Source organism: Ruminococcus bromii (assembly GCF_002834225.1).
Classification (GTDB): Bacteria; Bacillota; Clostridia; order Oscillospirales; family Acutalibacteraceae; genus Ruminococcoides; species Ruminococcoides bromii.
On the sequence record NZ_NNSR01000072.1, the window covers coordinates 92,832 to 112,164 of the forward strand.

Here is a 19,333-nt window from a genome sequence, read left to right on the forward strand (position 1 = left end):
AAAGGACAGAAAGGCAGTGAAAACATATGTCAGATTTAGTAATCGTTGAGTCGCCCGCTAAGGCGAAAACAATTAAAAAATATCTTGGCAGCGGCTATGAAGTTGTTGCTTCAATGGGTCATGTCCGTGACCTCCCAAAGTCAAGATTAAGCGTTGATATAAAAAAGAATTTTGCACCAAAGTATGAGATTATAAAAGGAAAAGAAAAACTTGTTGACGATTTAAAATCAGCCGCCGAAAAAAGCGAGCATATTTATCTTGCAACCGACCCTGACCGTGAGGGAGAGGCAATTTCATGGCATCTTGCCTATATTCTCGGTTTGCCCACAGATGAAACTAACCGTGTTGAATTTAATGAAATCACAAAATCAGGTGTTACAAACGGTATGAGTCATCCGAGATCAATCAATATTGACCTTGTAAATGCTCAGCAGGCAAGAAGGATTCTTGACAGACTTGTCGGTTATAAGCTCAGTCCGTTTATTTCGCAGAAAATAAGAAGAGGTCTTTCCGCAGGTCGGGTTCAGTCTGTTGCCGTTAGAATTATTGTTGACAGAGAAGAGGAAATCAGAAAATTTAAGCCTGAGGAATACTGGTCGATTGACGCTAAGTTTATTCCAAAGGGCAGCAGAAAGTCTTTTTCTGCATCTTTATATTCCGATGAAAACGGAAAAATAAAAATCACAAACGGTGAACAGGCTGATAAAATTGAGGCTGATTTACAGGATGCCGAGTATGTAATTACTAAGGTTAAGAACGGTACAAGAAAGAAATCTCCTGCACCTCCGTTTATAACTTCAACTCTCCAGCAGGAAGCGTCAAGAAAACTCGGTTTCCAGTCAAGAAGAACAATGAAGGTTGCTCAGGAGCTGTACGAAGGCGTTGATATTGAGGGTATGGGTGCAACCGGTCTTATCACATATATGAGAACCGACTCACTCAGAATCTCAAATGTTGCAATTGAAGAAGTAACCGAATATATAAAAAATGCCTATGGTGAAAAATTCCTTCCGCCAAAGCCAAGATTTTTTAAATCAAGAAGCAACGCACAGGACGGTCATGAAGCAATCAGACCGTCAATGCCCTCTCTTACTCCCGACAGCGTAAAGGCAAGCCTTACATCCGATCAGTATAAGCTGTATAAGCTTATTTGGAACAGATTTACTGCGTCACAAATGGCTGACTGTATCCAGAAAACAACACAGGCTGATATTGTTGCCAACGGTTATACATTTAAGGCTTCGGGCTACAGAGTTGATTTTGAAGGCTTTACAACACTCTATGTGGAAAGCAAGGATGTTGAAGAAGAAAAGACTACACAGCTTCCGCCGCTTGAAAAGGATATGATTGTAAGATGTAAAGAGTTGAAGAAAAATCAGCACTTTACACAGCCGCCGGCAAGATATACCGAAGCGTCACTTATCAAAGCACTCGAGGAGTACGGCATCGGCAGACCGTCAACATATGCCGCAACAATTACAACAATTACAAGCCATGAATATGTTAAGCGTGAGGGCAAAAGCCTTGTTCCCACAGAACTCGGCGAGGTTACAACCAACCTTATGAAAGAGCGTTTTCCGAAGATTGTAAATGTAAAGTTTACAAATCAGATGGAGGAAGACCTTGATAAGGTTGAAAAGGGAACAGAAGAATGGCACGCTCTGCTTAATGAATTTTACGGCGATTTTGATAAAACTCTTAAAAAAGCAAAAGCGGATATGGAAGGTGTAAAGCTTCACTTAAAAGAAGACGAAACCGATATTATATGTGACAAGTGCGGCCGTCAGATGGTTGTAAAAGTCGGCAGATACGGTAAATTTATCGCCTGCCCCGGATATCCTGAATGTAAAAATATTATTAAATATGTAGAAAAAACGGGGGTAAAATGTCCGAAGTGCGGCGGCGATGTTATTATCAAGCGTACAAAGACAAAGAGAATTTTTTACGGCTGTTCCAATTATCCCGAGTGTGATTTTGTAAGCTGGAACGAGCCGACAAACGAGAAGTGTCCGCAGTGCGGAGGAATCCTTTTCAAGAAAAAAGGCAAAAAGCCGACATTGTTCTGTGCAACAGAGGGATGCGGTTATACTAAAACAGCAGATACGGATGATAAATAATGCATATTAATGTAATCGGTGCAGGACTTGCAGGTTGTGAGGCGGCAATGCAGATTGCCTCTCACGGAATAGAAGTGCATCTTTATGAAATGAAACCGAATAAAAAAACGCCTGCTCATCATACGGATAAGTACGCTGAACTGGTTTGTTCAAATTCTCTTAAAGCCATGCGTGTTGAAAGTGCCGCAGGACTTTTGAAAGAGGAAATGCGCAGACTTGATTCTTTCCTTATGAAGTGTGCGGATGCCTGCAAGGTTCCGGCAGGCGGAGCGCTTGCCGTTGACAGAGATATTTTTTCTTCTCTTGCAACGGAAGGTATAAAGAATAATAAGCTTATTAAGGTTTGTGAAGAAGAAGTTTGTGAAATTCCGAAAGATGAAATCACGGTTGTGGCAAGCGGACCGCTTACCTCTGAACCGCTTGCCGAATATATAAGAGGAATGTTCGGTTCTTCCCTTTCGTTTTTTGATGCCGCCGCTCCTATTGTAACTGCCGAAAGCATTGATATGGAGTACGCTTTTTGTGCGTCAAGATACGACAAGGGCGATGGTGACGATTATATCAACTGTCCGATGAATAAAGAGGAATATGAAATCTTTTACAATGCACTCATATCGGCAGAAAGAGCGCCTTTGCATGACTGCGATGTCAGCAATCCGAAGGTGTATGAGGGCTGTATGCCTGTTGAGGTAATGGCTCAGAGGGGCGAGGGAACACTTCGCTTTGGACCTATGAAACCTGTCGGTCTTGTGAATCCAAAGACAGGTCACAGACCTTGGGCGGTTCTTCAGCTCAGAAAAGAAAACAAAGCCGGTAATATGTACAATCTTGTAGGATTTCAGACCAATCTAAAATTTCCCGAACAGAAAAGGGTGTTTTCACTGATTCCTGCACTTCATAACGCTGAATTTGTCCGCTACGGTGTTATGCACAGAAATACTTTTCTTGATTCGCCGAGAATACTTAACAGCGATTTTTCTGTTAAGGATAATCCTAACCTTTTCTTTGCAGGTCAGATTACAGGCGTTGAGGGGTATATGGAATCAGCCGCATCGGGAATTATGGCAGGTATAAATGCTTGCCGAGCTGCCGAGAAAAAAAGCACAATTACATTGCCAAATGATACAATGATTGGCGCACTTTCGGCATACATCTCTGATTCGTCGGTCAAAAAGTTTCAGCCAATGGGAGCAAATTTCGGAGTTTTGCCGGAGCTTGAAAACCGACCGAGAGATAAAAAAGAGCGTGGTGCGGCGTATTCCGCAAGAGCGTTGGATAGCTTGGATAACTATTTAAAGAATATTTAAGGTGAATGGAATGAACATAATTGTTGACGCATTCGGCGGTGACAACGCACCCTTGGAAATTATCAAAGGCTGCGTTGAGGCAGTTGCCGAATATAACATAAACATAACCCTGACAGGTGACGAAACCGAGATTAAAAATGTATTTTCGGAAAACTCACTGTCAATGAATAATATTGAAATCTGCCATTGCACACAGAAAATTACAATGGAAGATTCTGCGGAGTCTGTTCTCAAAGAAAAAAAGGACAGCTCTATGGCTGTAGGTCTTCGCTTGCTTAACGAGGGCAAGGGCGACGCATTTGTCAGCGCAGGAAACAGCGGCGCATTGTGTGTTGGTGCAACTCTTGCAATAAAGAGAATTAAAGGAATAAAACGCCCTGCGTTCGCTCCTGTTATGCCGTCCGAAAACGGATTTTTTATGCTTATGGACGGCGGCGCAAATGTTGAGTGTCGTCCCGAGATGCTGTATCAGTTTGCTGTTATGGGTTCAATATATATGGAAAAGGTTATGGGTATCAAAAACCCCCGTGTCGGACTTGCCAATGTCGGTGCAGAAGAACACAAGGGAACAGAACTTTACAGAAATACGCATGAACTTCTTCAGAACAGCAAATTGAATTTCATCGGAAATGTAGAAGGCAGGGATATTCCGAACGGAGTATGTGATGTTGTAGTTTGTGACGGATTTACAGGCAACTTGATTCTCAAAACATATGAGGGCGTTGCTCTTGTAATGATGAAACAAATCAAAAATATGTTTATGGGCAGTGTCAAAGGCAAGCTTGCCGCAGGTCTTGTTATGAAGGACCTCAAAAATATGAAAACACATTTTGATTACAACAGATACGGCGGTGCGCCTATTCTCGGTGCATCAAAGCCTGTGTTCAAAGCACACGGAAGTGCCAAGGCTGTTACAGTTAAGAATGCTATCAGACTTTCTGTTGAATATGTAAAAGCAAATGCTATTGAAGCGATTTCTTCATCACTTTAATTTTTGCAAATAATGTCGCTTTAGGAGTTTTATAATGGAAGATTTACAAAAGAGAATCGGCTATACATTTAAAAATACAGATTTGCTTACAGAGGCACTTACTCATTCTTCTTATGCAAATGAACATAAAGCCAAGCATATAAAATATAACGAAAGACTTGAATTTCTCGGTGATGCAGTACTTTCAATTGTCGTTTCCGATTACATTTTTAAGCATTGTCCGGAACTTCCCGAGGGTGAACTGACAAAGCTCAGAGCGTCACTTGTCTGCGAGAAAACTTTGTTTGAATTTGCAAAGCAGATTGAACTCGGAAAGTATCTTGTGTTAAGTAAAGGCGAAAGAAACAACGGCGGCGCAGAACGACCGTCAATTCTTTCCGATGCCTTTGAGGCTTTGATTGCAGCAATTTATATTGACGGCGGCATTGAGCCTGCGTCGAAACACATTCTTAATTTTGTAATTCCTGCAATCAAGAACTCAAAGAAGAAGAAGCTTAACGATTATAAAACCGCTCTGCAGGAGATTATCCAGAAGAATCCTGGCGAACAGCTTGAATATGTTCTCGTTGGTGAAAGCGGTCCTGACCACAACAAGCACTTTGTTGTTGAAGTCCATCTCAACAGCAATGTAATAGGAAAAGGCGGCGGCAGAAGTAAAAAAGAGGCAGAACAGCAAGCCGCCAGAGAAGCTTTGGAGCTGATGGGTTATTAAACACAGTAATGTATCAATTTTTATTCCGCACAACGGTTGTCCGCATATGTGCAGTTTTTGCAATCAAAATAAGATAACAGGTCAGGCATATCAGCCGACTCCCTTTGAGGTTGAACGGATACTTGATAAAGCGGCTTCTGATTTGGGCGAACGCACCAAAAATGCAGAAATTGCATTTTTTGGCGGAAGTTTTACAGCTATTGACAGAACCTATATGTTATCTCTCCTTGATGCAGCTAAAAAGTTCAGAGATAAATTTTGCGGAATAAGAATTTCTACCCGTCCCGATTATATTGACAAAGAAATTCTTGATATTTTGAAAAGCTATGGCGTGACATCAATTGAACTTGGTGCGCAATCTATGTCAGACGATGTACTGCTTGCAAACGACAGAGGACATAGTGCAGAGGATGTTTTCAAATCCTCACAGCTTATTAAAAGTTACGGCATTTCGCTTGGCTTGCAGATGATGACGGGACTGTATAAATCAGATATTCAAAAGGATTTATACACAGCCGAAACATTTGTGAAAATAAATCCCGATACCGTAAGAATCTATCCTACGGTCATTATGAAAGATACAAAGCTTGCCGAACTTTATCTTAACGGAGAATACATCCCGTACTGTCTTGAAAAGTCCGTCAACCTTTGTTCAAAGCTGATTGAACTTTTTGAAAAGAACAATATAAAAATTATAAGGCTCGGACTTCATTATTCCGACAGCCTTGTAAATAACAGCTACGGTGACAACTATCACCCGGCTTTTAAGGAATTGTGTGAAAACAAGCTTTTTTATGATAAGTTTATCGAAAAAGCAAATGAGTTTTCTAACCCGAATGAAATTAAAGAGGTTATCGTCAATTCTAAATCTCTGTCAAAATTTCTCGGACAAAGAAAAAGTAATGTAAAAAAATTAAATGAACTCGGATATAATTTTTCGGTTTGTTTTGACGATACTTTGCAGAAATATGAATTATATTTAAAATAGGAGCTTGCTGATGCGATTAAAGTCTTTGGAAATTCAAGGTTTCAAGACCTTTCCCGATAAAACTAAATTATCCTTTGAACAGGGAATCACCTCTGTTGTAGGTCCTAACGGTTCAGGCAAAAGTAACATCAGCGACGCTATCCGCTGGGTTCTCGGTGAACAGTCGCCGAAGAGCCTTCGTTGTGCCAAAATGGAGGATGTTGTCTTTAACGGCACAGACAAGCGTAAAAGACAGGGCTATGCCGAAGTTACTCTGAATATCGACAACAAAGACCGTGCTCTTGATTTTAACGGTGATGACATAGCTGTTACAAGAAGATACTATAGAAGCGGTGAAAGCGAATATCTTATCAATAAAGCGGCTGTTCGTCTTAAAGACATCAACGAACTCTTTATGGACACAGGCCTCGGTCGTGACGGTTATTCAATGATCGGACAGGGTAAGATTGACAGCATTGTTTCTTCAAAAGGTGAGGACAGACGAGAAATTTTTGAAGAAGCCGCGGGTATTTCCCGTTACAGATACAGAAAAATTGACGCTGAGAGAAAGCTGAAAAGTACGGAGGACAACCTTTTAAGACTTCGTGATATTGTAACCGAACTTGAGGAAAGAGTAGGTCCTCTTGAAAAGCAGTCTGAAAAAGCTCAAAAATTTCTTGAATATTCGGAAGAAAAAAGAGGTCTTGAAATTGCACTCTGGCTTTTAACTCTTGACCGTTCACAAAATGAATTAAAGGTTCAGGATGAGAAAATTTCAATTGCAAAATCTCAATATGATGACGCAGAAACCGCACTTGAACAAATTCAGACCGAAAGTGAAGAAATTTACATAAGAAACGGTGAGTATTCTTCTAAAATAGAAAATATCAGAACCGAAATCACGGATATTGAATCGCAGATTTCCGAAAAGCGTTCTCTTGTGTCTGTTGCAGAGAACGATATTCTGCATAACAATGATAATATTGACAGAATAAAAAATGATATTGCACAGTTTGATGTAAATTCCGATGAACTTGAAAAGCGAATTGCGTATAAAGAAAAAGAGATTTCGGAGCTTGACGCGGATATAATCGCCAAAAAGAAAAAGTACAGCGAGCTTTCGGAGCAGCTTAACGAAATTAATACGACTTCAGGCAAAAGCAGTGATGTTTTGCAGGAAATTACTGCCGAGCTTTCTGTTCTTACTTCAAAGTTGGCTGATGCAAGAGTTACCGAGATGACTGCCGAAAGCACGGTTTCGGAGCTTAATTCAAGAATAGAATCTTTAATTTCATCTAATGACGAAAAGAAAACGCAGTCTGAAGAGCTTGCCGATATTTCAAAAGATTACGAAAATAAAATCGGTGCTGCAAAAGAAAAAATTGAATCACTGAAAAATACAATAGACGGTTTACAGCTTAAACTGTCTTCAAAAGAAAAGAAAAAAGACGAACTCCGTGAAGAAAGCAACAAACTTATGCTTGACGTCAAGGAGCATATGAGAAAAATTTCATTCCTTGAAAATCTTGAGCGTAATCTTGAGGGCTTTTCAAAGAGCGTAAAAACAGTTGTCAATGCTCAAAGTCACGGCAAGGTCCACGGAATATGTGGTCCTGTTTCGCGAGTGATTTCAGTTCCGAAAGAATACGGAGTTGCAATTGAAACAGCTCTCGGTGCGGCTATGCAAAATATCGTAACCGAAACCGATGAGGACGCAAAGCAGGCAATCAGATATCTTAAATCCGTTGACGGAGGTAGGGCAACATTTCTTCCGCTTAACACAATCAAGCCGAGAGAACTCCGTGAAAACGGTCTTGAAGATTGCTACGGATTTGTAGGGGTTGCCGCAAATCTTTGTTCATGCGACAGTAAATACAACGGAATCCTGTATTCCTTACTCGGAAAAATTGTAATTGCAGAGGATTTGAACTGCGCAACAACAATTGCTAAGAAATATTCTTACAGATTTAAAATTGTAACCCTTGACGGTCAGGTTGTTAATGCCGGCGGTTCGCTCACAGGCGGTTCGCTTAACAGAAACACAGGACTTCTCAGCAGAGCAAGTGAGATTGAAACACTCAAAAAGCAGACAACTGTTCTTGAACAGAAATCAAAGGATGCAGAAAACAGAAGTGTTGAAATTTCTCGTGAATATTCGGCATTTGAAGCTCAGCTTCTCGGTTCACAGGCAGACCTTTCAAATCTTCGACAAGACCTTGTAAGACTCGAGGCTGAAAAGAGAGCCTGCGACAATGAGCTTGCAAACGCGGGTGCTTCTGTTGAAAACGCAATGAATGAAATTACAAATTGCCGACGGAGAATTGAAATTCTTGAAAAAGATAAAAATTCTGCGAAACAGCTCCTTGTTGAACTCAATAAGAAAATCCTTGCTGCCGAAGAAAAGGTAAATGAACTTACGGGCAGCAGAGCAGAGCTTACAAAAAAGCGTGAAGAAATTTCTTTGCAGTTACAGAATCTGCGACTGGAAATCGTTTCTTCACAAAAGGATATTGACGCTCTTAATTCTGATATTGTTTTTGCAAAATCAACAGGCAATGAAAACCTTGAAAGAAAGGCAGAACTAAATCAAGAGATTGAGAGAATCAAAAGTGTTATTCTTGAAAAAACAGCACTTATCGAATCTGCAAATGCGGAAATTGAAAGGCTGATTGCAAATCAGAACGAACGCTCAAAGGCTATTGAAAAAATCAATGCCGACAGAGAACAACTTGAAAAACGCAGTGCCGAAATCAGAACGGTTGAGCGTGATAAAACATCAGAGCGTGAAACCTCAGGCAGAGAGCTTGCAAGACTTGAAGAGAGAAAAATCAACATTCAGAAGCAGTATGATGATATTATCTCGAAGCTTTGGGAAGAATATGAGTTGACAAGACGAGAGGCAGAAAATTGTGCCGTTGAAATTGATGACTCAAAACAGGCGCAGAGGCGACTTAACGAGCTTAAACAAAAAATCAGGTCTTTGGGAAATGTAAATGTATCCGCTATTGAAGAGTACAAAGAGGTTTCCGAAAGATATGAATTTATGAGCGCACAGGTAAATGATGTTGAGAAGTCAAAGAAAGAGATTGAAAAGCTTATTACTGACCTCACAAAGCAGATGAAGGAAGTGTTTGTGGAGAGCTTTGATCAGATTAATAAGAACTTTACCTACACCTTCAAAGAACTTTTCGGCGGCGGTACAGCCTCGCTTTCGCTTGCAGATCCGGAAAATATTCTGACAAGCGGAATTGATATTCTTGTCCATCCGCCCGGTAAGATTGTTATAAATCTTGAGGCATTGTCAGGCGGCGAAAAAGCACTTGTTGCAATTGCACTCTATTTTGCTATAATGAAAGTAAGACCTGCTCCGTTCTGCGTAATGGATGAGATTGAGGCGGCTCTTGATGATGTAAATGTTTACCGTTTTGCCGCATATCTTCGCAGAATGACAGATAATACACAGTTTATTCTCATTACGCATCGCCGTGGTACAATGGAAGAAGCCGATGTGCTTTACGGTGTTACAATGCAGGATGAGGGCATTTCAAAATTACTCGAGCTTCGTTCAACCGAAGTTGCTGAAAAACTCGGTATAGATTCAAAGTAATTATAAGGAAAGTGATAATATGGGATTTTTTAAAAAGATTAAAGAGGGACTGAAAAAAACTCGTGATGCGGTTGTTGGTCAGATTGACTCAATGCTCAAATCCTTTACAAAAATTGATGATGAGCTTTTTGAAGAGCTTGAAGAACTGCTCGTTATGGGTGATGTAGGTGTTCCGACAGCCGAAAAAATTTGTAAAGAACTCAGAGAAAGGGTAAAAAAGGAAGGTATAAAAGATCCGTCCGAAATTACTTCGCTTCTCAAAGAAATTATTGCCGATATGCTCAGGGGCGGTGAAGAGCTTGACCTTGCAACATCTCCGTCAATTATTCTTGTAATCGGAGTAAACGGTGTAGGAAAGACAACTACAATCGGCAAGCTTGCAAATGCACTTTCAAAAGAGGGCAAAAAGGTTATTCTTGCCGCAGCCGATACATTCAGAGCTGCCGCAATTGAACAGCTTGAAATTTGGGCAGACAGAAGCAAGTGTGAAATTATTAAGCAGAAAGAAGGCAGTGATCCTGCTGCTGTGATTTATGATGCAATTTCAGCCGCAAAGGCAAGACAGGCAGATGTAATAATCTGCGATACTGCGGGCAGACTTCACAACAAAAAGCACCTTATGGACGAGCTTTCAAAAATTAACCGTGTAATTGACCGTGAGCTTCCGGATGCGTCAAAAGAAAAGCTTCTTGTTCTTGATGCGACAACAGGTCAGAATGCGGTTAATCAGGCTGAACAGTTCAGAGAGGCAACGGGAATTACGGGTATTGTTCTTACAAAGCTTGACGGCACGGCAAAGGGCGGTGTGGTTCTTGCAATTAAGGACGGTCTTGGAATCCCTGTTAAATATATCGGCGTCGGTGAGCAGATTGACGACTTACAGCCGTTCAATCCCGATGCTTTTGCAGATGCACTTTTCAGCGTTAAGGAATGATGAATATGAAGTTTATAATTGCAAGTAATAACAAAAAGAAGCTTGCCGAACTTGAAAGAATACTTAATCCGCTCGGAATAAATGCTGTTACTCCGAAAGAAGAGGGAATATCTCTTGATGATGTAGAGGAGAACGGGACAACCTTTGCCGAGAATGCTTTTCTTAAAGCTAATGCGGCTTATTTAAAAACGGGACTTCCTGCCATTGCCGATGATTCGGGTTTGTGTGTAGATGCTCTTAGCGGCAGACCCGGTGTTTATACGGCACGCTATGGCGGTGAAGGCTTGACAGATGAAGAAAGATACATTAAACTTCTTGATGAGATGAAAAATGTCGATGATGACAAGCGTTCCGCTCATTTTACTTCTTCAATCTGCTGTATTCTTCCAGACGGTTCAAAGATAACAGCCGAGGGTATTTGTAAAGGTAAAATTGGTTATGAGCCAATCGGCAAAGACGGATTTGGCTATGATCCGATTTTTATGTTTGGCGACAAGAGTTTTGCAGAGCTTTCAGCGGAAGAAAAGGATGCAGTAAGTCATCGCGGAAAAGCGTTAAGAGAGCTTAAAGCAAAACTGGAATACTATTTCAAAAACAACTGATTTGAAAGGATTTAAAATATGTTAAACAGCAAACAGAGAGCATTTCTCAGAGGACTTGCGAATCGTATTGACACAATTCTTATTGTCGGCAAGGGCGAAATTACGGATAATATCATCAAACAGGCAGACGATGCTCTTACGGCAAGGGAAATTATAAAAGGTAAGGTTCTTGAAAACAGTGCATATTCCTCAAGAGAGGCCGCCGAAGCTATTGCAGAAAAATGTTCTGCGGATGTTGTTCAGGTAATCGGCTCAAAATTTGTGCTTTACAGAAGAAACGATGACGAGCCTGTTATTGAGCTTCCGAAGGCAAAGAAGTAATTATGAAAACAGGTGTTTTCGGCGGAACCTTTAATCCGGTTCACAAGGGTCACATAATGCTTGCGGAATATTGTATGGACAGCGTTGGACTTGACCGCATTATTATGATACCTACGGCTGTTCCGCCGCACAAAATAAGCAATAATCTTGCAAGCGAAAATGACCGTCTTAATATGTGTAAGCTTGCGTGCAGGGGTAAAGAAAACTTTTTTGTGTCTGATATTGAAATTAAAAGGCAGGGAAAAAGCTATACTTATGAAACCCTTACACAATTGAAAGAAATTTATCCTGATGATCATTTATACACAATAATGGGTGCGGATATGTTTCTTACACTCAACAGGTGGAAAAATCCTGAAATTATATTTGAAAAATCGTCAATAATAACAATTCCCCGTGATGAAGAAAACAAGCATGAACTTGAGAACTTTTACAATAAGGTTTTGAAAGCTATGGGAGCAAGTTCGGTTATTCTTCCAAATCCCGTAATGAGCGTGTCCTCAACATTTATAAGGGAAAATCTTGACAATTTTAATTTGATAAGCAATATGCTTGATAAAGGCGTTTACGATTATATAATAAAAAACAATTTATATCGGAAGTGAGAGCTTTGAATATATCTGATTATAAAAAAATAATTAGTGAAAGAATGGGTGATTACAGATTTAATCACAGCGTAAATGTTGCGAAAGAGGCCAAAAAGCTTGCAAGGCGTTACGGCGGCGACGAAGAAAAGGCTGAGATTGCCGGTATTCTTCACGATATAACAAAAGAAATGCCAAAAGAACAGCAGTTGCAAATTATTATTGACAGTGGTATAATTTTAGACAATGTTCAACTTCATGCTCCAAAGCTATGGCACGGAATGAGCGGCAGCATTGTTGTCCGTGATGAACTTGGCATTGACGATGAGGATATACTCAACGCAATAAGGTACCACACAACAGGACGAGCAGGAATGAGTTTGTTGGAAAAAATAATTTTTACGGCAGATTTCACTTCCGAGGAGCGTACATACAGCGGTGTGGCAACAATGAGAAAGAAATCAAAAAAGAGCCTTGAAGAGGCTATGCTCTACGGCTATCAGTTTACATTCAAGGATCTTTCTAAAAGGCAGCTTGCAATTCATCCCGATGAGGTTGCCTGCTATAATGAAATTGTTCTGCAAATATCCCAAACGAAAGGAAAAAACAAATGAGTTCTTACGATGAAGCAATACTTGCAGCAAAAGCCCTGAGTTCAAAAAAGGGACTTGATATTCAGATTATAAAAATTGCCGATGTTTCTGTTCTTGCCGACTATATGGTAATTGCAACAGGTACAAGCTCAACCCATGTAAAGGCGCTTGCCGATGAGGTTGAATACAAGCTTGATCAGGCAGGAATTTCGGTAAGTCATATAGAAGGTTACAGATCTAATTCATGGATTCTCCTTGACTACATTGATGTTATAGTCAATGTGTTTGATGATGAAGCCCGTGACTTTTATGATCTTGAAAGACTTTGGCAGGACGGCGAAAGCGTTGACCTGGCAGGTATCGTTGACTAATTGCAGGAGGGTTTACTTTGAAATACAATCATAAAGCCGTAGAAGAAAAATGGCAAAAAATTTGGGAAGATAAGGGTGTGTTCCACGCAAGTGAGGACACAGAAAAAGAAAAATTCTATGCTCTTATCGAGTTCCCGTACCCGTCGGGACAGGGTCTTCATGTAGGTCATCCCCGTCCGTACACAGCACTTGATACAGTTGCAAGAAAACGCAGACTTGAGGGCTACAATGTCCTTTATCCTATCGGATGGGACGCTTTCGGTCTTCCTACCGAGAACTATGCAATCAAAAATCACATTCACCCTGAAATCGTAACAAAGAAGAATATTGCCCGTTTTAAAAAGCAGATTCAGTCACTCGGTATTTCTTTTGACTGGAGCAGAGAAATCAATACGACAGATCCCGAATACTACAAGTGGACGCAGTGGATTTTTATTCAGCTTTATAAGCACGGTCTTGCTTATAAAAAAGAGATGAATGTAAACTGGTGTACTTCATGCAAGTGCGTTCTTGCAAACGAAGAGGTAGTAAACGGCGTTTGTGAGCGTTGCGGAAGTGAAGTTGTTCACAAGGTTAAGTCACAGTGGATGCTTAAAATCACAGAATATGCTGACAGACTTATCAATGACCTTGACCTTGTAAATTATCCTGACAGAGTAAAAGCACAGCAGAAGAACTGGATCGGCAGAAGTAAGGGTGCTGAGGTTGATTTTACAACTACAACAGGCGACACACTTACAATTTATACAACTCGTGCCGATACACTTTACGGTGCTACATATATGGTAATTTCTCCTGAACACCCAATGATTGAAAAGTGGGCTGACAAGATTTCAAATATGGACGAAATCAAGAAGTATCAGGAGGCTGCCGCGCGTAAGTCTGACTTTGAAAGAACAGAGGTAGCAAAGGAAAAGACGGGCGTAAGAATTGACGGCGTTAATGCTATAAACCCTGTAAACAATAAGGAAATCCCGATTTTTATTTCTGACTATGTCCTTGTATCATACGGTACAGGTGCTATTATGGCTGTTCCTGCTCACGATACCCGTGACTGGGAATTTGCAAAAAAATTCGACCTTCCTATTATTGAAGTTGTTAAGGGCGGCAATGTTCAGGAAGAGGCTTACACAGATTGTGCCAAGGGCATTATGGTCAACTCGGGAATGCTTGACGGTCTTACTGTTGATGAAGCAAAGAAAAAAATTATTGATTGGCTCACAAGTGAGGGCAAAGGTCATTCAAAGGTAAATTACAAGCTCCGTGACTGGGTATTCTCCCGTCAGCGTTATTGGGGCGAGCCTATTCCGATGGTATATTGCGAGAAGTGCGGTTATGTTCCTCTTGATGAAAAAGACCTTCCGCTCAGACTGCCTATGGTTGAGTCATATGAACCGACTGATAACGGCGAATCTCCGCTTGCAAAGATGACAGACTGGATTAACACAACCTGTCCTTGCTGCGGCGGTAAGGCTAAGAGAGAAACCGATACAATGCCTCAGTGGGCAGGCTCATCGTGGTACTATCTCAGATATATGGACCCGCACAATAAAAATGCCATTGCATCAAAAGAGGCTCTTAACTACTGGTCACCTGTTGATTGGTACAACGGCGGTATGGAGCATACAACTCTCCACCTTCTTTACAGCCGTTTCTGGCATAAGTTCCTCTATGATATCGGTGTTGTTCCTACTCCGGAACCATACGCTAAGCGTACTTCACACGGTATGATTCTCGGTGAAAACGGCGAGAAGATGAGTAAATCAAGAGGCAATGTCGTAAATCCTGATGAAATCGTTGACGAATACGGTGCAGATACAATGCGTTTATATGAAATGTTCATCGGTGACTTTGAAAAGGCTGCTCCGTGGAGTAAGGCAAGCATCAGAGGTTGCCGCAGATTCGTTGAGCGCTATTGGAACCTTCAGAATGTTCTCATTGACGGTGACAAAATCAGACCCGAGCTTGAGAGTGCGTTTAACAAGGCAATCAAAAAGGTTGGCGAGGATATTGAAAATATCAAGTTCAATACCGCCATCGCAACTCTTATGGCTTTAATCAACGATATTTCAAATGTAAAGTCAATCAATAAGGAAGAACTCAGAATTTTCTCAATTCTCCTTAATCCGTTTGCTCCTCATGTTACGGAAGAAGTTTACGAGGCTTGTAAGCTTGGCAATGGTATTCTTGCCGAAGCTGAATGGCCTGAATATGACGAGTCAAAATGTGTTGATGAAAGCGTGGAAATCGTCGTTCAGGTAAACGGCAAAATTAAGACTAAACTCAATATCCCTGTTGACGCTGACAAGGATACAGTTCTTGAGCTTGCCAAAAATGACGAGAATGTTAGGAAAGCAATTGACGGAATGAATATTATTAAGGAGATTGTTGTTCCTAAAAAACTTGTAAATCTTGTTGTTAAGCCATAATTCAACTCTTAAAATAAATTTAACCTAAATTTCTACAATGCTATTGACATTATTCGAGTGATAATGTATAATAACATTTGCAATTATATGCAAATTACCCATGCCCGGTGGCAGATGGGAGGGAAGATAGATGGCAGAGATTAGACTTAAAGAGAATGAATCCCTTGAAAGTGCTTTAAGAAGATTCAAGAAGCAGTGTGCCAGAGCTGGCGTTATTGCTGAGGTTCGCAAAAGAGAAGCTTATGAAAAGCCCTCTGTAAAGCGTAAGAAAAAATCCGAAGCAGCTCGCAAACGCAAATACAGGTAATCAAACAGGCGGACAGAGCATTCTGTCCGCTTTTTGTTTTATCTTCATATTTCTTTGAAAAAAGGTGACACTATGAAAAAGATTCTTATTATACTCGGACCTAACCTCAATATGGTAGGCGTCCGTGAAAAGGGAATATACGGTGAAGAAACTGCCTCTGATATTGAAAAGCAGATTATTTCATACGCTGAAAGCAACGGCTTTTCTGCCGAAGTTTTTCAGTCAAATCACGAAGGAGATCTTATTGATAAAATTCATTCGGCAAAGGGCAGCTTTGACGGTGTTGTAATTAACGCAGGTGCGCTCACTCACTATAGCTATGCTTTAAGAGATGCCATTGCTTGCGTGAAGATTCCTTTCGTAGAGGTTCATATGTCTAATATTCACGCAAGAGAAGAGTTCAGACATACATCTGTAATTGCACCTGTTTGTGTCGGTCAGATTGCAGGCTTTGGCAAGAACAGCTACTTCCTTGCTATCAATGCATTAAAGGACTTGATGTGATGCAAAATGCTTTATTTGAGCAAAGGCTTGAAAATTTAAAGACGGTTATTGACAGTAACAATCAGGCTCTTCTGATTACTAATGAAAAAAATATCGGCTATTTTTGCGGATTTTTTCACAGCGAAGGCTATTTGCTTGTAACTGAAAATGAAACGGTTCTTTTCGTTGATTTTCGATACTATGAGGCTGCACTAAAAAAATCAAGCTGCTGTAAAGTGGTTTGCTTTACAAAGCTTTTTAAAGACCTTATAAGCGAGGTTAAGAACAATTCTGTTGTGAAGGTGCTTTTTGAGGCTTCAAATATTACGGTTGAAAAATACAGCCGTTTTAAAAAAGCTTTTTCCGAAAACGGCATTGATTGTATCTGCAACAGTATTCTTGATGATAAGATAGATAATATCAGGTGTATCAAAGACAAGTCCGAAATTACTAAGATTGCCAAAGCTCAGGAGATAACCGAAAAGTCATATCTTGAGGTGTTGAATTACCTAAAACCCGGTGTCAGCGAACGCAGGGTTGCACTTGAGCTTGAACACCTCATAAAGCTTAACGGCGGCGAGGGCGTTTCATTTGACCTTATTACGATTACAGGTAAAAAGACTTCATTGCCACACGGAGTTCCGTCAGATGATATTGTCAGTGAGGGAGATTTCTTTACTTTTGATATCGGCTCAATTTTTGAGGGTTATCACAGCGATACTACGCGTACGGTAGCAATCAAGTCGGCTGACGAAGAAATGAAAAAGGTTTATGACATCGTATTAAAAGCTCAGCTTGCTGTACTTGACAGCGTAAAACCAGGAGCAAAATGTTCTGATGTCGATAAAATTGCAAGAGATATAATCTCGGAAAACGGTTACGGAAAATATTTCGGTCATGCAACCGGTCACGGTGTAGGACTTGATATCCACGAATCTCCCGTTGTATCTCCGAGAAGTGAAACAATGCTGAAAAAAGGTATGATAATAACCGATGAACCGGGAATATATCTGCCGGGTAAATTCGGTGTTCGCATTGAAGATATGCTTTGCGTGACTGATACAGGTTACAAAAACTTTGTTTCACTCCCCAAAGAACTCATTATTGTGTAATAAAAGTCTTGCATTTTTTGTCATTGTTATGTATAATGTAAATTGTTATATTACGGCATACATTACCGTATTTCCGTATGAAAGATAATTAGGAGGTATTACTAATGATATCAGCAGGTGATTTCAGAAACGGCGTTACATTTGAAATGGACGGTCAGGTTGTATCAATCATTGAATTCCAGCATGTAAAGCCAGGTAAGGGTGCTGCATTTGTAAGAACTAAAATCAGAAATGTTATTACAGGCGCAGTAGTTGAAAAAACTTTCAACCCGAACGATAAGTATCCCACAGCTTTCATTGACAGAAAGGATATGGAATACAGCTATTCAGACGGCGATCTTTACTACTTCATGGATACAGAAACATGGGAGCAGATCCCGATTAACAAGAGCGTTCTCGGCGACAGCTTTAAGTTTGTTAAGGAAAATATGGTGTGCAAGGTTCTTTCTTACAAGGGCAATGTATTCGGTATTGAGCCTCCGAACTTTGTTGAACTTAAGGTTACAAAGACAGATCCCGGCTTTAAGGGTGACACAGCAACTAACGCTACAAAGCCTGCAACTCTTGAAACAGGTGCTGAAATTAAGGTTCCCCTCTTCATTGACGAGGGCGAGGTTATTCAGATTGACACAAGAACAGGCGAATATATGGGCAGAGCTTAATCTCTGCAGGAGAATCTGTTATGAATCTTACTGAAAAAATTTCTTACATTCGCGGTCTTTGCGACGGCCTTGAGCTTGATGAGTCAAAACCTGAAGTAAAGGTTATTAACGCAATCGTTGATCTTCTTGATGATATGGCTTTTGAAGTATCCGATATGGAGGAGCTTTACGATGAGTTAAGCGCTCAGGTTGACGAAATTGATCAGGATCTTGCTGATGTTGAGTCTGATGTTTACGATGACGAGGACTATGACATTGAAGATTATGACGATGAAGATGACGACTATGATTTTGATGATGAAGAGAATCCTTTTTATGAGGTAACTTGCGATTCATGCGGTCAGAAGCTTAATGTTTCCGAAGATGTCCTTCTTGAAGGCGAAATCGAATGTCCAAACTGCGGTGAAAACCTCGAGTTTGATTTTTCAAATCTCTTCAGTGATGAGGAAGATGACGACTGTGATGTCGATTGTGCATCATGCGGCGGTTGTTCGGACACAGAAGAATAATTAACAAAACAAACACCCTTCGTATAGTATATACGAGGGGTGTTTTTATGTTGTACAGAAAAAGATGTAAAAGAAAATTTGTTCTTTTAAAGAAAATACTTCTTACTGTTGTTTTACTGATTATCGGTGTTACTGTTTTCTGCGAAGTGCATTTGTCAGATTTCAGACCGGAGTACATAAGAATTCAGGCTGAAATATTGTCTGTAAATTCTGTCTGTGACGCAGTGAACAATACACTTGACAAGCTTAATTATTCTTACAGCGATATTGCAAAGATCAATTGTGATACAAACGGAAATGTGCAGTCCATTGAAACGGATTCATTCAAAATCAACAGAATTAAAGCCGACATCACGAAAGCTGTTCAGAAGGAAATAGCTAAGGTATATGACAATGAAATTGAAATACCTCTCGGTGCATTTACGAATATTACAATACTCTCAAATGTCGGACCTTGCATTCCCGTGAATTTTAACCTTACAGGAAGCTTTTCCTCGGAGGTTATAAGTACATTTGAACAAGCGGGAATAAATCAGACAATCCACCATATAAAGCTTTTGTTTACCTCAAAAATAATGACAACCTCGCTTGATTATTCAGGCAAAATAACATTTACTACCGATTTTGAAATTGCACAATCCGTAATAGTCGGTAATATACCGTCCGGATACGGTTCTCTGTTTCAGACTTATAAGAAGTAAATTTTGAAAAACCTGTGAAAAACA

General features: G+C 40.3%; 19 protein-coding genes. All 19 read left to right on the forward strand.

Annotated elements, in window-relative coordinates; genetic code table 11:
- Positions 1-26: 26 nt before the first annotated feature.
- The 19 genes from topA (at position 27) to yunB (ending at position 19,309) form a co-directional block, all read left to right on the forward strand.
- On the forward strand, positions 27-2,117 hold the full coding sequence (topA, locus tag RBATCC27255_RS08490) for a type I DNA topoisomerase (protein ID WP_101029586.1): 2,091 nt from the start codon (positions 27-29) through the stop codon (positions 2,115-2,117).
- A complete protein-coding gene (gene trmFO, locus RBATCC27255_RS08495) occupies positions 2,117-3,424 on the forward strand; it encodes a methylenetetrahydrofolate--tRNA-(uracil(54)-C(5))-methyltransferase (FADH(2)-oxidizing) TrmFO (RefSeq protein WP_101029587.1) in 1,308 nt (435 codons plus the stop codon). Before topA ends, trmFO begins: the two co-directional genes overlap by 1 nt.
- A 10-nt stretch (positions 3,425-3,434) precedes the next feature.
- Positions 3,435-4,415, forward strand: a complete 981-nt coding sequence (gene plsX / locus RBATCC27255_RS08500) for a phosphate acyltransferase PlsX (protein ID WP_101029588.1) — start codon at positions 3,435-3,437, stop codon at positions 4,413-4,415.
- A 34-nt stretch (positions 4,416-4,449) separates the two neighbouring features.
- Positions 4,450-5,127 (forward strand): ribonuclease III, encoded by a 678-nt coding sequence (gene rnc, locus RBATCC27255_RS08505; RefSeq protein ID WP_101029589.1) that lies wholly within the window; start codon positions 4,450-4,452, stop codon positions 5,125-5,127.
- Between the two features lie 22 nt (positions 5,128-5,149).
- Positions 5,150-6,115, forward strand: coding sequence for an elongator complex protein 3 (locus RBATCC27255_RS08510; RefSeq protein ID WP_278292695.1), 966 nt, complete (start codon positions 5,150-5,152; stop codon positions 6,113-6,115).
- 10 nt (positions 6,116-6,125) lie between these two features.
- Entirely contained in the window at positions 6,126-9,701 is a 3,576-nt protein-coding gene (smc, locus tag RBATCC27255_RS08515; RefSeq protein ID WP_101029591.1) for a chromosome segregation protein SMC, read from the forward strand.
- 19 nt (positions 9,702-9,720) lie between these two features.
- Positions 9,721-10,635, forward strand: coding sequence for a signal recognition particle-docking protein FtsY (gene ftsY / locus RBATCC27255_RS08520; protein WP_101029592.1), 915 nt, complete (start codon positions 9,721-9,723; stop codon positions 10,633-10,635).
- 5 nt (positions 10,636-10,640) lie between these two features.
- Complete coding sequence (gene rdgB, locus RBATCC27255_RS08525) at positions 10,641-11,237, forward strand: RdgB/HAM1 family non-canonical purine NTP pyrophosphatase (RefSeq protein ID WP_101029593.1); 597 nt, start codon at positions 10,641-10,643, stop codon at positions 11,235-11,237.
- 18 nt (positions 11,238-11,255) lie between these two features.
- Positions 11,256-11,558: a ribosome assembly RNA-binding protein YhbY gene (gene yhbY, locus RBATCC27255_RS08530; protein ID WP_015523798.1), complete on the forward strand. Its 303-nt coding sequence runs from the start codon at positions 11,256-11,258 to the stop codon at positions 11,556-11,558.
- A 2-nt stretch (positions 11,559-11,560) separates the two neighbouring features.
- Positions 11,561-12,163, forward strand: coding sequence for a nicotinate-nucleotide adenylyltransferase (nadD, locus tag RBATCC27255_RS08535; RefSeq protein WP_101029594.1), 603 nt, complete (start codon positions 11,561-11,563; stop codon positions 12,161-12,163).
- Positions 12,164-12,168: 5 nt separating this feature from the next.
- Positions 12,169-12,756 (forward strand): bis(5'-nucleosyl)-tetraphosphatase (symmetrical) YqeK, encoded by a 588-nt coding sequence (yqeK, locus tag RBATCC27255_RS08540; protein WP_101029595.1) that lies wholly within the window; start codon positions 12,169-12,171, stop codon positions 12,754-12,756.
- On the forward strand, positions 12,753-13,106 hold the full coding sequence (gene rsfS, locus RBATCC27255_RS08545) for a ribosome silencing factor (RefSeq protein ID WP_101029596.1): 354 nt from the start codon (positions 12,753-12,755) through the stop codon (positions 13,104-13,106). The genes yqeK and rsfS overlap by 4 nt, the downstream gene beginning before the upstream one ends.
- Before the next feature lie 17 nt (positions 13,107-13,123).
- Positions 13,124-15,535, forward strand: coding sequence for a leucine--tRNA ligase (leuS, locus tag RBATCC27255_RS08550; protein ID WP_101029597.1), 2,412 nt, complete (start codon positions 13,124-13,126; stop codon positions 15,533-15,535).
- Between the two features lie 130 nt (positions 15,536-15,665).
- Entirely contained in the window at positions 15,666-15,842 is a 177-nt protein-coding gene (gene rpsU / locus RBATCC27255_RS08555) for a 30S ribosomal protein S21 (RefSeq protein ID WP_015523801.1), read from the forward strand.
- A gap of 72 nt (positions 15,843-15,914) precedes the next feature.
- Entirely contained in the window at positions 15,915-16,346 is a 432-nt protein-coding gene (gene aroQ / locus RBATCC27255_RS08560) for a type II 3-dehydroquinate dehydratase (protein ID WP_101029598.1), read from the forward strand.
- Positions 16,346-17,437: an aminopeptidase P family protein gene (locus RBATCC27255_RS08565; RefSeq protein WP_101029599.1), complete on the forward strand. Its 1,092-nt coding sequence runs from the start codon at positions 16,346-16,348 to the stop codon at positions 17,435-17,437. The genes aroQ and RBATCC27255_RS08565 overlap by 1 nt, the downstream gene beginning before the upstream one ends.
- 104 nt (positions 17,438-17,541) lie before the next feature.
- On the forward strand, positions 17,542-18,099 hold the full coding sequence (efp, locus tag RBATCC27255_RS08570) for an elongation factor P (RefSeq protein WP_101029600.1): 558 nt from the start codon (positions 17,542-17,544) through the stop codon (positions 18,097-18,099).
- 20 nt (positions 18,100-18,119) lie between these two features.
- Complete coding sequence (locus tag RBATCC27255_RS08575) at positions 18,120-18,608, forward strand: CD1247 N-terminal domain-containing protein (RefSeq protein WP_101029601.1); 489 nt, start codon at positions 18,120-18,122, stop codon at positions 18,606-18,608.
- Between the two features lie 47 nt (positions 18,609-18,655).
- Positions 18,656-19,309 (forward strand): sporulation protein YunB, encoded by a 654-nt coding sequence (gene yunB / locus RBATCC27255_RS08580; protein WP_169923308.1) that lies wholly within the window; start codon positions 18,656-18,658, stop codon positions 19,307-19,309.
- The last annotated feature ends 24 nt before the right edge of the window (positions 19,310-19,333 follow it).